Raw genomic sequence first — 17931 nt, 5'->3', positions numbered from 1 at the left:
CGCGGTCTGATGCGCGGCGCGATCCGCGGTCGCAACCACGGGTCGCGCCCCGCGCGCTGACGCACCAGCCTGGAGGCCCGGTGCCGGTCCCCGAGACCGGCACCGGGCCTCCAGGCGGTTGCGTCATGTGCTGACAAAGTCAGCCACATCGGCTACGCTCGTTGTCGCGCTCCAATGCGCGTCACCTGAACGAAGGAGTTCTCCATGGACAGCATCGGCGTCGGGCTGATCTCGGTCGGCTGGATGGGGCGGTTGCACTCGCGTGCCTACCGAGCGTTGCCGGACCACTTCCCGGAGCTCGGCGTCCAGCCGCGGCTCGTCGTCGCGGCCGACCCGATCGAGGCGGCACGCGACCAGGCGGTGACGCGGCTCGGGTACGAGCGGGCCGTCGCCGACTACCACGAGGTCCTCGCCGACCCGGCGGTCGACGTCGTGTCGATCTGTTCGCCGAACTTCCTGCACCGCGAGATGGCCGTCGCCGCGGCCGAGGCGGGCAAGCCGTTCTGGATCGAGAAGCCCATGGGCCGGTACGCCAGCGACTCGCGCTCCATCCACCAGGCGGTGCAGCGGGCCGGCGTCATCACGAGCGTCGGCTTCAACTACCGGCACGCCCCGGCGATCGAGCGCGCCCGCGAACTCGTCCGCAGCGGGCGGCTCGGGCGCATCACGAACGTGCGCGGATCGTTGCTCGCCGACTACTCGTCCGACCCTGCTGCACCGCTGACCTGGCGCTTCGAGCGTGAGCGTGCCGGATCGGGTGTGCTCGGCGACCTGCTGTCGCACGGACTCGACCTGGCGCAGTACGTGGTCGGCCGGATCGCCTCGGTCAGTGCGCTCGCCGAGACGTTCATCGAGTCGCGTCCCCGCCCGGGTGCCGGCATCGTCGACCGCAGTGCCGCGGCGACCGGCGAGCTGGGTGCCGTCGAGAACGAGGACTACGCCGCGCTGCTGTTCCGGTTCGAGGACGGTGCGGTCGGCACGATGGACTCGAGTCGGGTGATGCGCGGGCCGCACGCCGAGTACACGCTCGAGATCTACGGCACCCGCGGCTCGGTCCGGTGGGACTTCCAGCGCCTCAACGAGCTCGAGGTGTACCTGGACGGGCAAGAGGTCGACGGGTACGCGACGCACTACGTCGCTCCCGGGGACGGTGACTTCGGTCGCTTCCAGCCCGGCGCCGGGACCGCGATGGGCTACGACGACCTGAAGACGATCGAGGCGGCGCAGTTCATCGCGAGCGTGCAGCGCGGGGAGCAGCTCGCACCCTCGGTCGCCGACGGGCTGGCCGCGGCGTCGATCGTCGAGGCGGCGGAGGCCTCGCTGGTCGACGGCGCGTGGCACGACGTCGCTCGTGTCGACGGGCCGCTGACGTACGGGGCACCGACGCCGAGGTTCTAGACACGTGGCGGCGCCCACTTGTTAGTATGTAAGGACAAAGTCCGAGCAACCAGGAGGCACCATGCCGCTCGTCCGTATCGACCTCGCCACCGGCCGCACGCCGGAGGCCGTCCGTGGCATCGCCGACGCCATCCACCACGCCATCGTCGACGTGTACGGGATCCCGGTGCGTGACCGGTTCCAGGTGATCACCGAGCACCCCGCCCAGCAGATCATCGCCGAGGACGCCGGCCTGGGGTTCGAGCGCACCGAGGGCGTCATCGTCATCCAGGTGTTCACGCAGCGCGGGCGGACCGACGAGGCGAAGGCGACGCTGTACCGGGCGATCCACGATGCCCTCGCGGCGATCGGTGTCGCGTCCGAGGACGTCTTCATCGGCTACGTCGAGAACGGGCCGCAGGACTGGTCCTTCGGCTTCGGGCGTGCCCAGTACGTCACGGGTGAGCTCGGGGTGCCCGCGCTCGGCTGAGGTGGTGCGGGTGCGGGGTGGTCACGACACCCCGCTCAGTTCCGCCGAGTGGTCACGAACTGTCGGTTGCCGGGCGTCCGGGCGACAGTTCGTGACCACTCGGCGCATCACCGACAGCGTGTCGTGACCAATCGCCGAGCGACCTACTTGTCGACGAGCGTGACCTCGAACGAGTACCGGTCGGGGCGGTAGCAGTGCACGCCGTACTCGACCGCACGGCCCGAGGCGTCGTACGCGGTACGGCTCATCGTGAGCACCGGGTCGCCGTCCTCGATCTCGAGCAGGCCGGCCTCTTCGTCGGTGACCGCACGCGCCCCGATCCGCTGCTTCGCCACCCGCATCGTCACGCCGCGGCCGCGCAGCAGCTGGTACAGCCCGTACGCCTGCAGGTCCTCGTCGGTCAGGTCGAGGAACTCCGGCGGCAGGTAGTTCTCGAGGATCGCCATCGGGACGTCCTCGGCGAACCGCACCCGCCGGATGTGCGCGACGGTCGTGCCGGGCTCGATGCTCAGCGCCGCGGCGACCTCGTCGGACGCGGGGACGTCGTTGCGCTGCAGGAGCTTCGTCGCCGGAGCCTGCGCACCCTGCGCCAGGTCGTCGTACAGGCTCGTCAACTCGACCTTGCGGGTCACCGGCCCGTGCACGACCTGGGTGCCGATGCCGCGGCGGCGCACCAGCAACCCCTTGTCGACGAGGTCCTGGATCGCGCGCCGGATCGTCGGCCGCGACAGACCGAGACGCTCACCGAGGGCGATCTCGTTCTCGAGCCGGGCCCCTGGTGGCATCGCGCCGGAGCGGATCGACTCCTCGATGCGCGAGGCGACCTGGAAGTAGAGGGGCATGGGACCCGACCGGTCCAGGTCCATGAACAGGTCGGACGGCAGCTGGCCTTCGTTGGTCATCGCGGTCCTTCACACGTGCGGAGATGCCGGCGTCGGTGCCGACGGCATTGTCGTGACAATACCACCGGGGATGTGACACCCCGGCCGCGCGCAGCGGGCGTTGCGTCAGTCGGCGAACACCATCGGCCGGTTCGACAGCCGCGGCTGGTTCGCGGCCTTCGGCTTCTCGGCACGCGCACGGACCGGGGCGATCGTCACCCGGGTCACCGCCCCGAGCGCCTCGACCGTCTCGACCCCGTGGTGCCCGGCTGCGTGCACGACGATCGCGGCGCAGGCCTCGGCGTCGGCGGCGGCGTCGTGGTGCTGGAAGCCCTCGAACCCGGCGGCCATCGCGGCGACCGGCAGACGGTACGAGTCGAGCGTGTAGGTCTTGCGGGCCACCGCCAGGGAGCACAGCGAGTGGTGCTCGGCCAAGTCGATGCCCGTCGCAGAGCAGCCACCGGCGATGACGCCCATGTCGAAGCGGGCGTTGTGCGCCACCAGGACGTCACCCTCGGCGAAGGCCACCAGGTCGGGGTACTGCTGCTCCCACGTCTTGGCGTGCGTGACGTCCTCGGCGACGATGCCGTGGATCCGCGTGTTCCACTCCAGGAACGCGTCGTGCCCGAACGGCGGGCGGATGAACCACGACGCCCGATCGACGACCCGGCCGGCGCGGACCTTCACGAGCCCGACGGAGCAGGCGCTGGCGGGCGAGCTGTTGGCGGTCTCGAAGTCGATCGCGGTGAAGTTCAACGGCACGGTCCCGATCGTCGCACGGGGTGCCGACATCGCCCTCCGTTCCCGTCGGCGTTGCGTGTGGCTACTGTCGGCGCATGGGGAACGAGGCCGACCGACGTCCGCTCGTCCTGGTGCTCGCCGGCGCCGGCTACGGGCAACAGGCGCCGCTGCTCTGGTGGACGAACGAGATCGCTCTCGCGTCGGGGTGCGAGGTCGTCGCGCCTCGATGGCACGTCGACGACGCTGCCGGTGCCGATCCGGTCGGGTTCGTCGAGACCGCTGTCGCCGCCGCCCTGGGGGACCGGCTACCGGACCTCGTCGTCGCGAAGTCGTTCGGCTGCTTCGCCCTGCCGTGGGCGATCCGCCACGAGGTGCCCGGGGTCTGGCTGACGCCGGTCCTCACCCACGACGACGTCGCGGCAGCGCTCGCCGCTGCCACTGACGTGCACGACGCGATCGGGGGTGGAGGCGACACCATGTGGCGGCCCGAGCGGGTCCCGGGGACTGCTGCGCGCCTCCAGACCGTCGACCATGCCGACCACTCGCTGCAGGTGCCGGGGGACTGGCGGCGATCGCAGCGGCTGCAGGCCGACGTCTTCGACGTCGTCGAACGCCGGATCACGGCCCTGCGGCCTCCGATGGGCGGGTCGCGTCCGCTGATCTGACGGACGGACTGGAGGCCCGGGTCGGCTCCGACAGGCCGCCGCCGGTAGGCTCTTCTTCCGTGGCTCTCACCATCGGAATCGTCGGTCTCCCGAACGTCGGCAAGTCGACCCTGTTCAACGCCCTGACCAAGAACCAGGTCCTCGCCGCGAACTACCCGTTCGCGACGATCGAGCCGAACGTCGGGGTGGTGAACCTGCCCGACTCGCGGCTCGACCAGCTCGCCGAGCTCTTCCACTCGGAGAAGACCGTGCCGGCGCCGGTGTCGTTCGTCGACATCGCGGGCATCGTCAAGGGCGCGAGCGAGGGTGAAGGTCTGGGCAACAAGTTCCTCGCCAACATCCGCGAAGCCGACGCCATCGCGCAGGTCGTCCGCGGCTTCACCGACGACGACGTCGTGCACGTTGCGAACAAGGTCTCCCCGAAGGACGACCTCGAGGTCATCAACACCGAGCTGATCCTCGCCGACATGGAGACCATCGACAAGGCGCTCCCGCGGTACGAGAAGACCGTGAAGCTCAAGCAGACCGAGCCGATCGTGCTCGAGACCGCTCGCGAGGCCCGTGCCGCGCTCGAGCAGGGCACCCTGCTGTCCGCCACGAAGATCGACCTGTCGCCGATTGCCGAGCTCGGCCTGCTCAGCGCCAAGCCCTTCATCTTCGTCTTCAACGTCGACGAGGCGATCCTGACCGACGAGTCCCGCAAGGCCGAACTGGCCGCGCTCGTCGCCCCGGCGCAGGCCGTGTTCCTCGACGCCCAGGTCGAGTCGGAGCTCATCGACCTCGACCCGGCCGACGCCGCCGAGCTGCTCGAGTCGACCGGGCAGACCGAGTCGGGCCTCGACCAGCTCGCCCGCATCGGGTTCGACACCCTCGGGCTGCAGACCTACCTGACGGCCGGTCCGAAGGAAGCCCGTGCGTGGACGATCGGCAAGGGGTGGAAGGCTCCCCAGGCTGCCGGCGTCATCCACACCGACTTCGAGAAGGGCTTCATCAAGGCCGAGGTCATCTCGTTCGACGACCTGGTCGAGACCGGCTCGATCGCCGAGGCCCGCGCTGCCGGCAAGGCCCGCATCGAGGGCAAGGACTACGTCATGCAGGACGGCGACGTGGTGGAGTTCCGCTTCAACAACTGATCTGCCCACGTGGTTCGTCGTGCGCCAGGATGAGCGCATGACGAATGCACAGGCAGGGTGGTACGACGACGGCTCCGGCACCATGCGGTGGTGGGACGGTTCCGCGTGGACGGAGCAGGTGCAGCAGCAGGCGCCCGCGGCGTCGGGTGTCGATGGAGTGATCGGCCGGATCCAGGCGGAAGCCGCTTCGGGTGGTCAGCCGCGTCCGGCACAGAACGGCATGAGCTACGTCGTGCTGCAGGTGGTGCTCAAGGAGAAGTTCTTCGGGACCGGTTCGGGCAACCTCACCGAGCTCGAGAAGGCGATCAACGCGCAGGCTGCGCTCGGCTACAGGCTGCACACGATCACGACGGCTTCCTCGGGGAGCACGGGTTTCGGCGGCGGCGACCGGGTGCAGGCCACGATGGTCTTCGAGCGCCTGAACTGAGTCGATCGCACGAAGCCCGCAGTGACCCACGCTGCCCCGTGAACGACGAAGCGCCGCCGAGCGGACTCGGCGGCGCTTCGTGGTGGTGCTGGTCGGACCTAGGCCGCGAGGGCCATCTCGCCCGCCTGCACGGACTGTGCCTGCAGCAGGGTGCGGCTGGCCTCGCCCGCCCAGGAGCGGCCCGGGACGGTCCAGCCGGCCTCGCCGACGGCGTCGAGCCGGGTGCCCCGGGTGACGAAGGTCCCCAGGTCGTCGGCTGCGATGCGGACGAGGTACTCGCGCTGCGAGCGGTCGTCGCGCACCGGGAACTCGGCGATGCGGTCGGGGGTGATCGTCGGGGCCGCGAGTGCGGTCCCGAACACGGTGATTCGTTCGTTGCTGGTCATGGTGCTGTACTTCCTGGTCATTCGGCGCCAGGGCGACTCGGTGTCGGCGGACGTCTCAGTCCAGCGCGACGCATCGAGTGCGGGGCGCGCACGTCGAGTTTCAACGTGCAGCTCGTCCGTTCGGATCAAGCGGTGTCTCGAGTGGAATGCGACTCGGGTGAGTCGGTGTCGAGAGGTTGGTGTGCGCGAGTCAGATGGGTTCGCTGCAGTGCACCAACCTGAGACTATACGCCCACCCCGCCGAGAAGTCCAGCGAGCGACCGGACCGAGCGTCAGGACGCCAGGAACGCCGTCCAGCGGTCTCCGCCGGCGGCCACGTTGCCCGACCCGTCGAGGCGGGCTGCGGCCGAAGACGGCTTGCGGTCAGCCTGCTCGTGGATCAGCCCGTCGAACGTCGCCGAGAAGTCCAGACGGGGCAGCGCGGCCGTGACGTCCCGTAGGTCGTCCGACGACCACCTGTCGAAGCCCACGCCGGAGACGTCGAGCGAGGTCGCCACCTCGAGCAGGTGCCTCTCGGCGTCGAGCCCCGGGTCGACGGACCGCCACATGTGCCGCTCGATGATCTCGCCGACCCGACGGGCTCGCACGGCGTCCCACCCGGCACCGAGCGCGAAGACCGAACCGACCGCGCCGCCGGCGTCCTCGAAGGGCACCCGGTGGGCGTCGAACGACGGGGTCACGCCGAGGTCGTGGAGCATCGTCGCGACGAAGAGCAGCTCGGGGTCCGGTTCGAGGTCGACCGTCGGGGCGAGCAGGACGGCCCAGGCCCACGAGCGCAGGCAGTGGTTGACGAGGGCCGGTTCCGACCACGCCCGCACGACGTCCAGTGCGCGCGCAGCGGCGGGGGAGGGCGGGGTGAGCAGGGCTTCGACGTCGAGCGACATGGCACGACAGTAGCGGCAGGAACGAGCCGTAACGGGGCGGAAACGTGCCGGGCCAGAACCGGAAACAGCGCCCCGTTAGCTTTCGCTTCACTGAGTACCCGCTCAGCACCCCTCCACCCCACCCGAAGGAACTGCGCCCATGCAGCACCGACCACGGCTGCGCCCACGCGCGACGATCGTCTCCTCGACGCTCGTCGCCGCCGGGGCGTTCGGCCTCGCCGTCCTGACGGCCGCTCCGGCCCAGGCAGCGCCCACCGCGACCACCGCCACCATCGACGCCCCGGCCACCGTGACCGTCGGCACGGCGTTCGACGTCGACCTGACGATCCCGGACACCGCCGACGTCTACGCGTACGAGATCACGCTCGAGGCCGACTCGGTGGAGTACCGGGACGACAGCGTCACCGGCCCGGACGGCGGCTTCGACACTGTCGAGCAGGACGGCGACGCCCTGACGATCGTGCACACCCGCCTCGGCACCTCACCGGCACTCGACGGCGACCTGACCACCGCGATCTCGCTGACCCCGACCGCGGTCGGCAGCGTCGACCTCGACGTCACGAGCATCACCCTCGTCGGCTCCGACGGCACGTCGACGACCCTCGACGACCCGGCGAGCACCACCGTCGTGGTCGCCGCGGCCGCGACCACCGCCCCGACGGCCACGCCGACCCCGGGCGCGACCACGCAGCCCGGCGCCGGTGGCGGCACGGGTGGCCCCAGCGTCCCCGGCGACCCGACCGCCCCGGGCACCGACCCGACCAGCGGCGCCACCGCCGTGGCGGCAGCCGGCGGGGACGACCGTCCGACCGGCGGCGACCTCGCCTGGACCGGCGCGGCCGTCGCGCCGTGGATCGCCGCGTCCATCGCCCTGCTCGCAGCCGGCGGCACCCTGATCACCCTGCGGGCCCGTCGTGCCCGCCGCGACCGCACCGGAGCCTCCGCATGACCGCCACGAAGCAGGCCGCCACGAAGCGGGCCTCCAGCAAGAAGCGCACCACCGTCGCCGGCGCATCGCTGATCGCCCTCGTCGGCACCGTCCTCGCCGCGACCCCCGCGATCACGGCCGCTGCAGCACCCGCAGCCGTCGACGCCAGCCCCGCCGCCATGCTCGCGCCGTATTACACGGACCTCGACCTGACCGGCGACGACCAGGTGACGAAGGCCGACCTCGCCGTGCTCACCGACCACCTCGGTGCGACGTCCGCGAGCACCGACTGGACGACGGTCAGCGCCGCGGACACCGACGCTGACGGCACCATCACCGTCGCGGACCTGGCCGGGTTGTCCCAGCGGATGATCTTCGACGACGGCCCGTTCCAGCTCGTCGAGGCGTCGACCATCGACATGCAGGCCGCGATGAACGCCGGCGTCACCACGTCGGTCGCGATCACGCAGGACTACCTCGACCGCATCGCCGCGTACGACCGCACGACGGTCGACACCGCGTCGACCGGGCGCGCGCTCAACTCGATCGTCACCACCAGCGCCGACGCCGTGGCTGCCGCGAAGACCGCGGACGCCGAGCGCGCCGAGCACGGGATGACGAGCATGCTGCTCGGCGTGCCGATCGCGGTGAAGGACAACTACGACACGAAGGACATGCCGACCACCGGTGGCTGCGGCTGCTGGGACGACAACCAGACCGACACCGACGCCGCCATGGTCACCGGCCTCCGCGACGCCGGCGCCGTGATCCTGGCGAAGGCCAGCCTCGACGAGTTCGCCTTCGGCTTCGTCTCCGAGTTCTCGTCGAACCAGCCCGCCGGCTCGTCGCTCCTGGTCGCCAGCCCGTACAACACGGCGCAGACGGCCGGTGGCTCGAGCGGCGGCACCGGTGCGGCGATCTCCGCGAACCTCGCGGGGATCGGCTTCGGCACCGACACCGGCGGCTCGATCCGCGTGCCGTCGACGTACAACCAGCTCGTCGGCATCCGGCCCACGGTCGGACTGACCAGCCGTGACGGGATCATCCCGCTCGCCCTGTCGCAGGACACCGGCGGCCCGATCACGCGCTCGGTCACCGACGCGGCGGTCGCGCTCGACGCCGTCACCGGCGTGGACGCGGCGGACCCGGCGACGAGTGCGCAGGCCGGCAAGGTGCCGACGTCGTACACGTCGTCGCTCGACGCCGACTCACTGCAGGGTGCCCGCATCGGCTACGTGACGAGCATGGTCGGCACGAACGCCACGACGAAGCGCCTGTTCGACGCCTCCGTCGCGAAGCTCGAGGCCGCCGGTGCCACCGTCGTCCCGATCACCGCGACGACGGCCTTCAACCGGGTCCTGTCCGAGGGCAGCGGCAGCACGAACGAGTTCAAGCACGACCTGGACGAGTACGTCGCGAAGCACCTCGACCCCGACGTCACCGCGCGTTCCCTGCAGGGCATCCTGGCCTCGGGTGAGTACGTGCCGAGCCGCAAGAGCACCTACCAGTCGCGCGACCTGATCACCGACACGCAGTACCAGGCGTGGGCCGGACCGACGGGGTCGCACACGACGCAGCTCGCCACCGGTAGGCAGCTCGTGACGCAGATGCTCGACGACCAGGACCTCGACGCGCTCGTCTACCCGTCGGGCACGCCGTACGGCACGCAGTCGACGAACATGCGCCTCAGCCCGAACACCGGCATGCCGGCGATCACCGTCCCGATGGGCCAGGCGACCGCTGCCGACAACACCATCACCGGTGCCGGCGTGAACCTGGAGTTCCTCGGCCGTTCGTTCGACGAGAGCACCGTCATCGGCCTCGGCTACGCCTTCGAGCAGGAGACGCACGCGCGCACCACGCCCGCGCTGTACCCGGCGCTCGGCTGAGCTGAGCGGGTCGCGTGACGTGACCACAGGACGGACGGGAGGCCCGTGGCGACACCGCCACGGGCCTCCCGTCCGTCTGCTCCGTCAGTTCAGGGCCGGGGTGTCCTCCGGCACGACGCCGTCGGCGTACAGGTCGGTCGCCAGGTCGCGGAGCGCGCGCAGCGCGACCCGCTGCGTGAGCGGGCCGTAGGAGATGCGGGCGACGCCGAGCGCCTCGTACTCGGCAGCGGGCAGGGCGCCGGGCAGGCCGATGACCGAGAGCTTGCCGCGGCCGAGACCGGCGACGAGCCGCTCGACCACCGAACGTTCGATCGCGCCGGGCACGAAGACCAGGGCGGCGCCGTTGTCCAGGAACGCCCTGCCGCGGGCGATTGCGTCCTCGATGCTCTCGTCGACCGGGCGCTCGCCGCCCCGCACGATCGCGTCGGTGCGGGCGTTCAGCTGGAAGTCGACGCCCTCGGCCTGCGCCGCTGCGGTGATCGCGGCGACGCGGGCGACCGCCTCGTCGAAGGGACGCAGCCGGTCCTCGACGTTGGCGCCCACGATGCCCGAGCCGATGGCGCGGCGGATCGTCTCGGCGGGGTCCTCGTAGCCGTCGTCCAGGTCGGCGGTGACCGGCAGGTCCGTGGCTGCGGCGACGATCGCCGCCCCGGACAGGGCGAGGTCGAGGGGCATGCCGCCGTCCTCGTACCCGTACGAGGCGGCGATCGAGTGCCCGGCGGTGGCGATCGCCTTCGTGCCGGGCAGGTCGCTGACGACCTTGGCGGTGATCGCGTCCCACACGTTCACGACGCGCAGGATCTCGGGGGCTTCGTGCAGCTGCTTCAGGGTGACGGCCTTGTCGGCGGTGCTCGTGCTCATGCTGCCGACAGTAGGCCGACGGGACGGCCCCCGGCCGCGAGCCCACCCGAAGACGACGTGGGATGACGTCGGGAGTCGCGCCGGGCCTCCCGACAGGGGCATGCTGGGACGCATGGCGAGCGACGAGAAGGACCCGGTCGGCACGCTCCGCGGGGTCCGGACGAGCATCAAGTGGACGCGGTACGCGCCCGACGTGCTGCCCCTGTTCGTCGCCGAGATGGACCACGACGTCGCGCCGGCGATCCGGCAGGCCCTGATCGAACGGGTCTCGCAGTCCGACCTCGGCTACCTCGACGGCCCCGGGCCGCTCGCTCCCGCCTTCGCGCAGTTCGCGCTGGACCGCTGGGGCTGGCAGATCGATCCGTCGCGGATCCACCTGGCCACCGACGTCAGTGTCGGGATCGTCGAGTCGCTCCGGCTCGCGCTGCCCGACGGCGGCCGGGTCGCGATCACGCCGCCGGTGTACCCGCCGTTCTTCGAGCTCGTCGAAGAGGCCCGATGTCAGGTCGAGGAGGTCCCGCTGCTCGAGCAGTGGGGGCAGTACCGGCTCGACCTCGAGGGCCTCGAGCGGGCGTTCGCCGGCGGGGTCGGCGTCTTCCTGCTCTGCAACCCGCACAACCCGGTCGGGCTCGTGCACGACCGGGCCGACCTCGTCGCGATCGCCGAACTCGCTGCGAAGTACGACGTCCTCGTCATCAGCGACGAGATCCACGCACCCCTGACCCACCCCGGCGTGCAGTTCACCCCGTTCGCCGCCGTCGCCGAGCCGCTCGGTGCCCGGAGCGTGTGCGTGACCTCGGCGAGCAAGGGCTGGAACCTCGCCGGTGTGAAGTGCTCGGTCATCGTCGCCGGCGATCCCCGGACCGCCGCGCTCCTCGACACCCTGTGGGAGGAGGTCGCCTGCCGCACGAGCATCCTCGGGCTGCACGCGAACCTCGCGGCGTTCACCCTGGCGACGGACTGGCTGGACGACGTCGTGGCGCGCATCGTGGCGAATGACCGACTGCTCGCCAAGCTCCTCGCCGAGCACCTGCCCGGGGTCGTCTACACGCGGCCGCGCGCCGGGTACCTGGCGTGGCTCGACTTCCGGGGTATCGGCCTCGGTGACGACCCCGCGGTGCCGCTGCGCGAGAACGCGTACGTCGCGCTGAACTCCGGGCTCGGGTTCGGGTCCGAGGGGCGCGGGTTCGTCCGGCTCAACCTGGCGTGCTCACCGGAGACCCTGCGCGAGGCCGTGTTCCGGATCGCTTCGGCGTACCCGTCGAGCGCGCAGGAGGGGCTGGTCTGGCACGTCGCCTGACCTGCTCCTGACCGGCGCGTGCCGGGAGGCTCGTCCTCCACAACTCGCCGTTGCTGAAATCTGTCCACAGATCAGGTTGGGTGTCCTGGATCGTGCTCCGCGGAGCGCCACGGTCGGTGCATGCAGAGATCCGATCCGACAGTGTCCAATCGAGATAGGCAAGATTGCCTCGTCACGGTTGGCCAGCTACGGTGAAGCGCACGGAGTTGCTCCGCCGGCTCGCTCGGAAGGCTGACGAGAACGCCGTCGAGTTCGTGTTCCACCGCCACGGCGGGAGCCACGACCTGTTCCGCTTCGGTCGGAACACGGTCGTCGTTCCGAGACACCGAGAGGTGGAGGAGATGACGGCTCGCGGCATCCTCCGTGACTGCGACCGACGAGGAGATGGGCGACGATGAGCCGACACACGGTGCGCGCGGAGCGCGGCAAGAAGTACTGGGTGATCTGGATCGACGGCGTCATCCGGACGCAGGCGAAGCGCGAACGAGAGATCGAGCTGATGGCCCGCGACTGGCTCTCGCTGATGAACGACGACCGCGATCCGGAGTCCTTCGAATTCGTCGTCGAGGTGGCGATGCCCGAAGCGGCGCAGGCGCACCTGGACCGCGCGGTGGCGCTCCGCGAGGAGTCCGAGCGCGCACGCATCGAGGCAGCGAAGGAGACGGCCGCCGCGGCGTTGGTCCTGCACGAGTCCGGGCTCACGGTGCGTGAGATCGGACCACTGCTCCACGTCTCGCACCAGCGAGCACAACAGCTGGTCGCCGCGGCTCGCTGACCGACCTGGTCATCGCGCTCCGCTGCGGTCAGGCCACGTACTGGTTGCGGCCGACGACGCGGATGCGCAGGTCGTCGTCACGGTCCATCGCGAGGAGCTCGCGGGCCACGAACCCGACGGACGGCCACCGGGACACCTCGGTCACCATGAAGCCGTCGATGAAGACCTGCCACGCGCCGGCCTCGCGGACCGCCTGCACCTCGTACGTCGCCATGCCGCGAGCGTACCGGGACCGGGGCGCCGTCAGTGCAGGTCGAACGCGGTGCAGGTGGAACGTCAGTGCAGGTCGAGGGTCATGTGCACGTCGGCCCGGACGTACGGGCTCGGGGCGATCTCGTCCGCGCGCAGGTGCCGGAACCCGAACGCCTCGTACAGGTGCACGGCGCTGGCCAGTTGTGCGTTGCTCTCCAGGTCGATGCGGCGGGCGCCGAGTTCGCGCGCCCGGTCGAGCGCCGCGGTGATGAGCTTCCGCCCGGTGCCGTGCCCCTGGTGGTCGGGGGAGACGGCCATCTTCACGAGCTCGAACACGCCGGGGGTGGTGGGCACGACCCCGATGCACCCGATGACCTGGTCGTCGAGCCGGGCGACCAGGACGGCCCCGCCCCGCTCCACGACGCGGCCGACGGGATCGGAGAGGAACACACGGTCCTCGTCCTCGAGGGTGAAGTACCGGGTGATCCAGGCCTCGTTGAGCGTGCGGAACGCCTCGGCGTCCACGGGGGTGGCGAGGTCGGCGATGGTGACGGTGGAGGTTGCTTCGGGCATGCATCCATCCTCGATCGACGATGCAGTCACGTCCAATACTCGTTCGCGCTGATCGATAGCCTGTGTGCATGGATCGAGAACCGGACGTCGACCTCCGGCAGCTGCGGGCGTTCCTGGCCGTCGCCGACGAGCTGCACTTCGGCCGCGCGGCCGAGCAGCTGCGGATCGCGCAACCCGCACTGTCCCAGCAGATCCGGCGGACCGAACGCGCGCTCGGCGTCGACCTGTTCGTCCGGACCAGCCGCAGTGTGGCCCTGACCGCCGCCGGCCGGGTGCTGCAGGGCCGTGCGCGGTCGCTGCTCGGGCAGGTGCGACGGGACATCGACGAGACGGTGCGGGTCGGGCGCGGCGAAGTCGGTCGGCTCGACGTCGGGTTCGTCGTCTCCGCGCTGCCTCTCGGCCCGATCGAACGCGTGCAGGCGTTCCGGGAGCGCTACCCCCTGGTCCGGGTCGAACTGACCGAGGGGTACTCGTCGACCCTGCTCGCCCGGATCGTCCGCGGCGAGCTCGACCTCGCCGTCGTCCGCGATGCCGACCCGGACCCCGCCGTGCGGCTGCTGCCGTTCCGGTCCGAGGCCTTCGTCGCCGCCGTCCCGCGCGGGCACCGGTTGGCGGATCGGGATCGCATCCGCGGCACCGAACTGGTCGACGAGCCGTTCGTGTTCTTCCCGGCGGTCGCGGGGGCTCTGGCGACCGAGCGCAACCTCGCACCGGTCACCGCCGGTGGCCGCCGCCCGGTCATCGTGCAGGAGGCCACGACCTGGGCGACCGTGCTGCACCTGGTCGGGGTGGGCCTCGGTGTCACGGTGGTGCCGGAGAGCGCCGCGCTCGCCGCACCCGACACGGTGGCGCTCCTGCCGCTCGAGTCCAGCGACCACCGCAGCGAGCTCGCCTGGGCGATGCGCGCCGACGACGACCGCGAGATCCTGCGCAACTTCGTCGCCGCGGACTGACTGAGCGGACCGCGCGCGCCAAAGGAAGCCGTCCGGGCGTCCTCGTTCAGCCGAGCGACAGGACGGGCGCCCGGTGGTCACCGAGTTCGTCGATGCGCCACGGCCGAGCCCCGCGCAGCGTCAAGCCGAGCTGCACGAGCACGAACCCGACGTGCGGCTCGACGTCGGGGTCCCACGGCCCCTCGACGCCCAGACCGAACGCGCCGAGTTCGTCGTCGGCCTCGTCCCGCAGCGTCAGCCGCCACCGTCCGTCGCCGAGCTCCTCGACCACAGCCCAGCGGGCGGTGCCGAACCGGCTCACGCCGTCTTGGTGATGTCCGCGGTGAAGTTCTGCACGCGCTGCAGCAGGGAGGCTCCACGCATCGCGATGGTCGCCGGCGGATTCAGGTGCGGGGGTGCGGTGCGGATGAGCATCGGGCACCCGAGGTCTTCGCAGATGTACGTGCCGATCGTGTTGCCGTTGCGCCCGGACTCGCCGGCACGCGCTGCGGAGAACAGCCGGACCTGGGTCGCGGGCTGCGGCGAGTGGCAGAACGAGCACATCGCGGCGATGCCGGGGCGCAGCGAGCCACCGGCGGACCGGACGACGATGCCCACGGGGCGCTCGTCGATCCAGGACACGATGTACCCGCGGCGGGCGGCCTGCGGGTCGCGCCAGCCCAGGAACTCGCGTTCGTCCCAGAGTGTCTCGTGCAGGCCCGGGATGGGCAGCTGTGCGAGTTCGTCGGGGGTGGCGTTCACGAACGACGATCGGATGTCGGCTTCGGTCAGTGGCTTCACGGTGCTGACACCCTATGCCTCGCCTCCGACAGGGGCGCTACGACAGTCTGGAGGCGCGGATTGCCCCGAGCGCGCTGCTCCCGTCCGCCACCAGCACCGCACGGCGCAGGGCGTCGCGTCCGACGCGACGGGCCGCCGCGTCGTCCGCGGCGAACTCCACGAGCACACGCGTCGACCGCGCCATGGCGCGCGCACCGGGCACCCACGGGACCGCACGCTCGATCGATTCCGCGACCGCGACCGCAGCCGCGTGGTGCTGGGTCAGGTGGGCGCGTTCGTGGGCGACCACGGCCTCCAGTTCGTCGGTGCGCAACCGGTCTGCCAAGCCGGTGCTGACGAGGACACCACCGCTCCGACCCGGCACGGCGCACGCCAGTGCGTGGTCGGCCTCGACGACGGCGACGGGGGTGCCGTCGATCTCGCGGTGCGGGGCGACGCCGGAACGCATCGCCTGCCGGACGGCCTCGTGTTCCGGGCCGGGCCGCACCCGGACCGCGACGACGAACGCGACGACCGCGAGGAGCGCGACGCCGACGTTGAAGCCGTGCGTGGGGGAGCCGTCCCCGCCGAACAGCTCGGTGACCGGACGGTCGGCGAGCACCACGAGGGTGATGCCGGCCACGAAGCCGACGACGCCGAGCAGGACCGCGACCGACCAGCAGACCAGCGCGGTGCGGGGCAGGTCGATCGTCCAGGCGGAGCGGGTCAGGACCCGGGGCGCGAACACCACCACCGCGAGTGCGAGGACGATGAGCGCGATGCCGGCGACGACCACGGTGCGCAGCCGGTCAGGAGCGGGCGCGGGCGTCGAGGGCGCGGCGCAGGGCCTCGAGGTCGTCCGAGGCGAGCGAGCCGGTGAACTGCAGCAGTGCGGCCTCGCGGTCGGACGACGCGGCCAGTGCGCTCGACATCAGCGACGCGGTCTGCTCGTCACGACTGTGCACGGCGCGGAACGTCAGGGGAGCGTCGTCGTGCTGCTCCCGTTCCACCTGGCCCTTGCGGCCGAGGCGGTCGAGCACGGTGAGGACGGTCGTCAGCGCGGGGCGGGGCTCCGGGAACGCGTCGAGCACCTGGCGTGCGGTGCGCCCGGAGTCGGCGGAGCGGAGGGCATCGAGCACCGCCTGCTCCAGCTGCCCGCGGGGGCGCGATCGTTGTCCGGCCATCCCCGCATTCTACGAGATGTCGAAGGCCCGCTCGCGACACACGCTCGAAACGCGGCCTCGGTATGCTCGTCGCGGACAACTGAACACACCGGCCGTTCATCCGTCGCGGGAGACGCCGTGCAGTGCCTCTGGGTACATCGTGCCTCTGGGTACGTCGTGCCCTCGGGCGCACGCACGGCACCGAAGGAGCAATCCCCCCGTCAATCTCTCAGGTCCCACACCGCAGCGGACAGGCCACTCTGAAAAGCAGACGCTCGGTCGTCTCGCCCACGGTGAAAGCCGCCGGACCTCACGGGCCGCGGTGAAACTCTCAGGCCCATGACAGAGGGGGAGTTCCACCCGGCGATCGTCGCCGGGCCCTGCCGATGCCAGGAGAACTCCGCCATGAGTCCGTCCCCACTGCCCACGCCGGGTCAGCGTTCGTCGCCGCTCGAAGCCGTGCACGAGGCCGCCGGTGCGACCTTCACCGACTTCGCCGGGTACCGCATGCCCGTGCGCTACTCGTCGGACCTCGCCGAGCACCACGCCGTGCGCCAGGCCGCCGGCGTCTTCGACCTGTCGCACATGGCCGAGATCGGGGTGACCGGCAGCGATGCCGTCGCCTTCCTCGACCACGCGCTCGCCGGTTCCTTCGGCACGATGCCCATCGGCCGCGCCAAGTACTCGCTGCTGCTCGCCGAGGACGGCGGGATCCTCGACGACCTCGTCGTGTACCGGACCGACGACGACGTCTTCCTCGTCGTCGCGAACGCGTCCAACCGCGACGTGGCCGTCACCGCGCTCACCGCCCGGGCCGACGGCTTCGACGTCGAGGTCTCCGACGACTCCGACACGACGGCCCTCGTCGCGATCCAGGGCCCCACGGCTGCCGGCACGCTCGACGCGCTCGTCGTCGCCGACCGCCTGCAGCCCGAGACACCGCTCGACGAACTCGGCTACTACCGCGTGCTGCACGCGCTGTTCGACGGTGCCGACGTGCTCGTCGCCCGGACCGGGTACACCGGCGAGGACGGCTTCGAGGTCTACACCGACCCGGACACCGCCCCGGCGCTCTGGGACGCCCTGCTCGAGGCCGGTGCCGACCGCGGCGTCGTCCCCGCCGGGCTCGCCGCGCGCGACACCCTGCGACTCGAGGCCGGCATGCCCCTCTACGGGCACGAGCTCGGCACCGACGTCCGTCCGGCCCAGGCCGGCCTGGGCCGCGTCGTCGCGAAGGACGGCGACTTCGTCGGTGCGGCCGGCGTCACCCCGTCGGCGGACGCCCGCGTGCTCGTCGGTCTGGTGACGGAGGGCCGCCGTGCTCCCCGAGCCGGCTACGACGTCGTGCTCGACGGCACGGTCGTCGGCACCGTGACCTCGGGCGCGCTCTCGCCGACGCTCGGACACCCCGTCGCGATGGCCTTCGTCGACCCGGCTGCGCTCGCCGCCGTGTCGGACGGGGCACAGGTCCTCCACATCGACGTCCGCGGGACTGCCGTCCCCAGCACGGTCTCCGCGTTCCCCTTCTACCGCCGCGCTTCGAAAGGCTGACCC

The 17931-nt window shown here is 71.3% G+C and carries 22 protein-coding genes and 1 riboswitch; of the genes, 11 read left to right on the top strand and 11 right to left on the bottom strand.

What is annotated here, in order from left to right:
- Positions 1 to 204 precede the first annotated feature (204 nt).
- A complete protein-coding gene (locus DEJ12_RS07835) occupies positions 205 to 1398 on the top strand; it encodes a Gfo/Idh/MocA family protein (RefSeq protein WP_111029576.1) in 1194 nt (397 codons plus the stop codon).
- A gap of 61 nt (positions 1399 to 1459) precedes the next feature.
- A complete protein-coding gene (locus DEJ12_RS07830; protein ID WP_111029575.1) occupies positions 1460 to 1867 on the top strand; it encodes a tautomerase family protein in 408 nt (135 codons plus the stop codon).
- Positions 1868 to 2010: 143 nt separating this feature from the next.
- Here the strand turns inward: DEJ12_RS07830 and DEJ12_RS07825 are convergent, their stop codons facing one another.
- Complete coding sequence (locus tag DEJ12_RS07825; protein WP_071405736.1) at positions 2011 to 2769, bottom strand: GntR family transcriptional regulator; 759 nt, start codon at positions 2767 to 2769, stop codon at positions 2011 to 2013.
- Between the two features lie 105 nt (positions 2770 to 2874).
- Entirely contained in the window at positions 2875 to 3510 is a 636-nt protein-coding gene (locus DEJ12_RS07820) for an exonuclease domain-containing protein (protein ID WP_051596555.1), read from the bottom strand.
- Positions 3511 to 3584: 74 nt separating this feature from the next.
- Between DEJ12_RS07820 and DEJ12_RS07815 the strand changes: the two genes are divergently transcribed.
- Genes DEJ12_RS07815 through DEJ12_RS07805 form a run of 3 tightly spaced genes read left to right on the top strand, consistent with a single transcriptional unit; the run spans position 3585 to position 5714 of the window.
- A complete protein-coding gene (locus DEJ12_RS07815) occupies positions 3585 to 4154 on the top strand; it encodes a hypothetical protein (RefSeq protein WP_111029574.1) in 570 nt (189 codons plus the stop codon).
- A gap of 59 nt (positions 4155 to 4213) precedes the next feature.
- A complete protein-coding gene (gene ychF / locus DEJ12_RS07810) occupies positions 4214 to 5287 on the top strand; it encodes a redox-regulated ATPase YchF (RefSeq protein ID WP_110864417.1) in 1074 nt (357 codons plus the stop codon).
- A gap of 37 nt (positions 5288 to 5324) precedes the next feature.
- A complete protein-coding gene (locus DEJ12_RS07805) occupies positions 5325 to 5714 on the top strand; it encodes a DUF2510 domain-containing protein (protein WP_111029573.1) in 390 nt (129 codons plus the stop codon).
- Between the two features lie 98 nt (positions 5715 to 5812).
- Here the strand turns inward: DEJ12_RS07805 and DEJ12_RS07800 are convergent, their stop codons facing one another.
- A complete protein-coding gene (locus DEJ12_RS07800) occupies positions 5813 to 6100 on the bottom strand; it encodes a hypothetical protein (protein WP_017887091.1) in 288 nt (95 codons plus the stop codon).
- A gap of 272 nt (positions 6101 to 6372) precedes the next feature.
- Entirely contained in the window at positions 6373 to 6984 is a 612-nt protein-coding gene (locus tag DEJ12_RS07795) for an HD domain-containing protein (RefSeq protein ID WP_111029572.1), read from the bottom strand.
- Between the two features lie 139 nt (positions 6985 to 7123).
- On the opposite strand from DEJ12_RS07795, the gene DEJ12_RS07790 reads away from it, so the two are divergent.
- Together DEJ12_RS07790 and DEJ12_RS07785 are read left to right on the top strand one after the other, a co-directional pair.
- Complete coding sequence (locus tag DEJ12_RS07790; RefSeq protein WP_111029571.1) at positions 7124 to 7933, top strand: hypothetical protein; 810 nt, start codon at positions 7124 to 7126, stop codon at positions 7931 to 7933.
- Complete coding sequence (locus DEJ12_RS07785; RefSeq protein ID WP_111029570.1) at positions 7930 to 9801, top strand: amidase family protein; 1872 nt, start codon at positions 7930 to 7932, stop codon at positions 9799 to 9801. Before DEJ12_RS07790 ends, DEJ12_RS07785 begins: the two co-directional genes overlap by 4 nt.
- 84 nt (positions 9802 to 9885) lie before the next feature.
- On the opposite strand, the gene DEJ12_RS07780 is transcribed toward DEJ12_RS07785, so the two are convergent.
- Positions 9886 to 10662, bottom strand: a complete 777-nt coding sequence (locus DEJ12_RS07780) for an isocitrate lyase/phosphoenolpyruvate mutase family protein (RefSeq protein ID WP_111029569.1) — start codon at positions 10660 to 10662, stop codon at positions 9886 to 9888.
- Positions 10663 to 10774: 112 nt separating this feature from the next.
- On the opposite strand from DEJ12_RS07780, the gene DEJ12_RS07775 reads away from it, so the two are divergent.
- Together DEJ12_RS07775 and DEJ12_RS07765 are read left to right on the top strand one after the other, a co-directional pair.
- Positions 10775 to 11962 carry a MalY/PatB family protein gene (locus DEJ12_RS07775; RefSeq protein ID WP_258370502.1) on the top strand — a complete coding sequence of 396 codons (1188 nt, stop codon included), beginning with the start codon at positions 10775 to 10777 and terminating at the stop codon, positions 11960 to 11962.
- A 394-nt stretch (positions 11963 to 12356) separates the two neighbouring features.
- Positions 12357 to 12737 carry a hypothetical protein gene (locus tag DEJ12_RS07765; RefSeq protein ID WP_111029567.1) on the top strand — a complete coding sequence of 127 codons (381 nt, stop codon included), beginning with the start codon at positions 12357 to 12359 and terminating at the stop codon, positions 12735 to 12737.
- Between the two features lie 28 nt (positions 12738 to 12765).
- Here DEJ12_RS07765 and DEJ12_RS07760 read toward each other — a convergent pair whose 3' ends face one another.
- Together DEJ12_RS07760 and DEJ12_RS07755 are read right to left on the bottom strand one after the other, a co-directional pair.
- Positions 12766 to 12951 (bottom strand): hypothetical protein, encoded by a 186-nt coding sequence (locus DEJ12_RS07760; protein ID WP_017887087.1) that lies wholly within the window; start codon positions 12949 to 12951, stop codon positions 12766 to 12768.
- Between the two features lie 62 nt (positions 12952 to 13013).
- Positions 13014 to 13502, bottom strand: coding sequence for a GNAT family N-acetyltransferase (locus DEJ12_RS07755; protein WP_111029566.1), 489 nt, complete (start codon positions 13500 to 13502; stop codon positions 13014 to 13016).
- 68 nt (positions 13503 to 13570) lie between these two features.
- On the opposite strand from DEJ12_RS07755, the gene DEJ12_RS07750 reads away from it, so the two are divergent.
- Positions 13571 to 14455 (top strand): LysR substrate-binding domain-containing protein, encoded by an 885-nt coding sequence (locus tag DEJ12_RS07750; RefSeq protein ID WP_111029565.1) that lies wholly within the window; start codon positions 13571 to 13573, stop codon positions 14453 to 14455.
- 46 nt (positions 14456 to 14501) lie between these two features.
- Here DEJ12_RS07750 and DEJ12_RS07745 read toward each other — a convergent pair whose 3' ends face one another.
- The 4 genes from DEJ12_RS07745 to DEJ12_RS07730 are packed head-to-tail and all read right to left on the bottom strand — an operon-like array spanning position 14502 to position 16398.
- Positions 14502 to 14756 carry a hypothetical protein gene (locus tag DEJ12_RS07745; RefSeq protein WP_017887084.1) on the bottom strand — a complete coding sequence of 85 codons (255 nt, stop codon included), beginning with the start codon at positions 14754 to 14756 and terminating at the stop codon, positions 14502 to 14504.
- Entirely contained in the window at positions 14753 to 15235 is a 483-nt protein-coding gene (locus DEJ12_RS07740; RefSeq protein WP_027464546.1) for an FBP domain-containing protein, read from the bottom strand. The genes DEJ12_RS07745 and DEJ12_RS07740 overlap by 4 nt, the downstream gene beginning before the upstream one ends.
- Positions 15236 to 15272: 37 nt before the next feature.
- Positions 15273 to 16010, bottom strand: coding sequence for a M56 family metallopeptidase (locus DEJ12_RS07735; RefSeq protein WP_071404179.1), 738 nt, complete (start codon positions 16008 to 16010; stop codon positions 15273 to 15275).
- A 13-nt stretch (positions 16011 to 16023) separates the two neighbouring features.
- Positions 16024 to 16398, bottom strand: coding sequence for a BlaI/MecI/CopY family transcriptional regulator (locus DEJ12_RS07730; protein WP_110864431.1), 375 nt, complete (start codon positions 16396 to 16398; stop codon positions 16024 to 16026).
- Positions 16399 to 16627: 229 nt separating this feature from the next.
- Positions 16628 to 16733, top strand: a riboswitch (glycine riboswitch).
- Positions 16734 to 16782: 49 nt separating this feature from the next.
- Between DEJ12_RS07730 and gcvT the strand changes: the two genes are divergently transcribed.
- A complete protein-coding gene (gcvT, locus tag DEJ12_RS07725; protein WP_111029564.1) occupies positions 16783 to 17928 on the top strand; it encodes a glycine cleavage system aminomethyltransferase GcvT in 1146 nt (381 codons plus the stop codon).
- The last annotated feature ends 3 nt before the right edge of the window (positions 17929 to 17931 follow it).

This window comes from Curtobacterium sp. MCLR17_059, assembly GCF_003234665.1.
GTDB lineage: Bacteria > Actinomycetota > Actinomycetes > Actinomycetales > Microbacteriaceae > Curtobacterium > Curtobacterium flaccumfaciens.
This window is presented reverse-complemented; position numbering and strand designations above follow the sequence as displayed.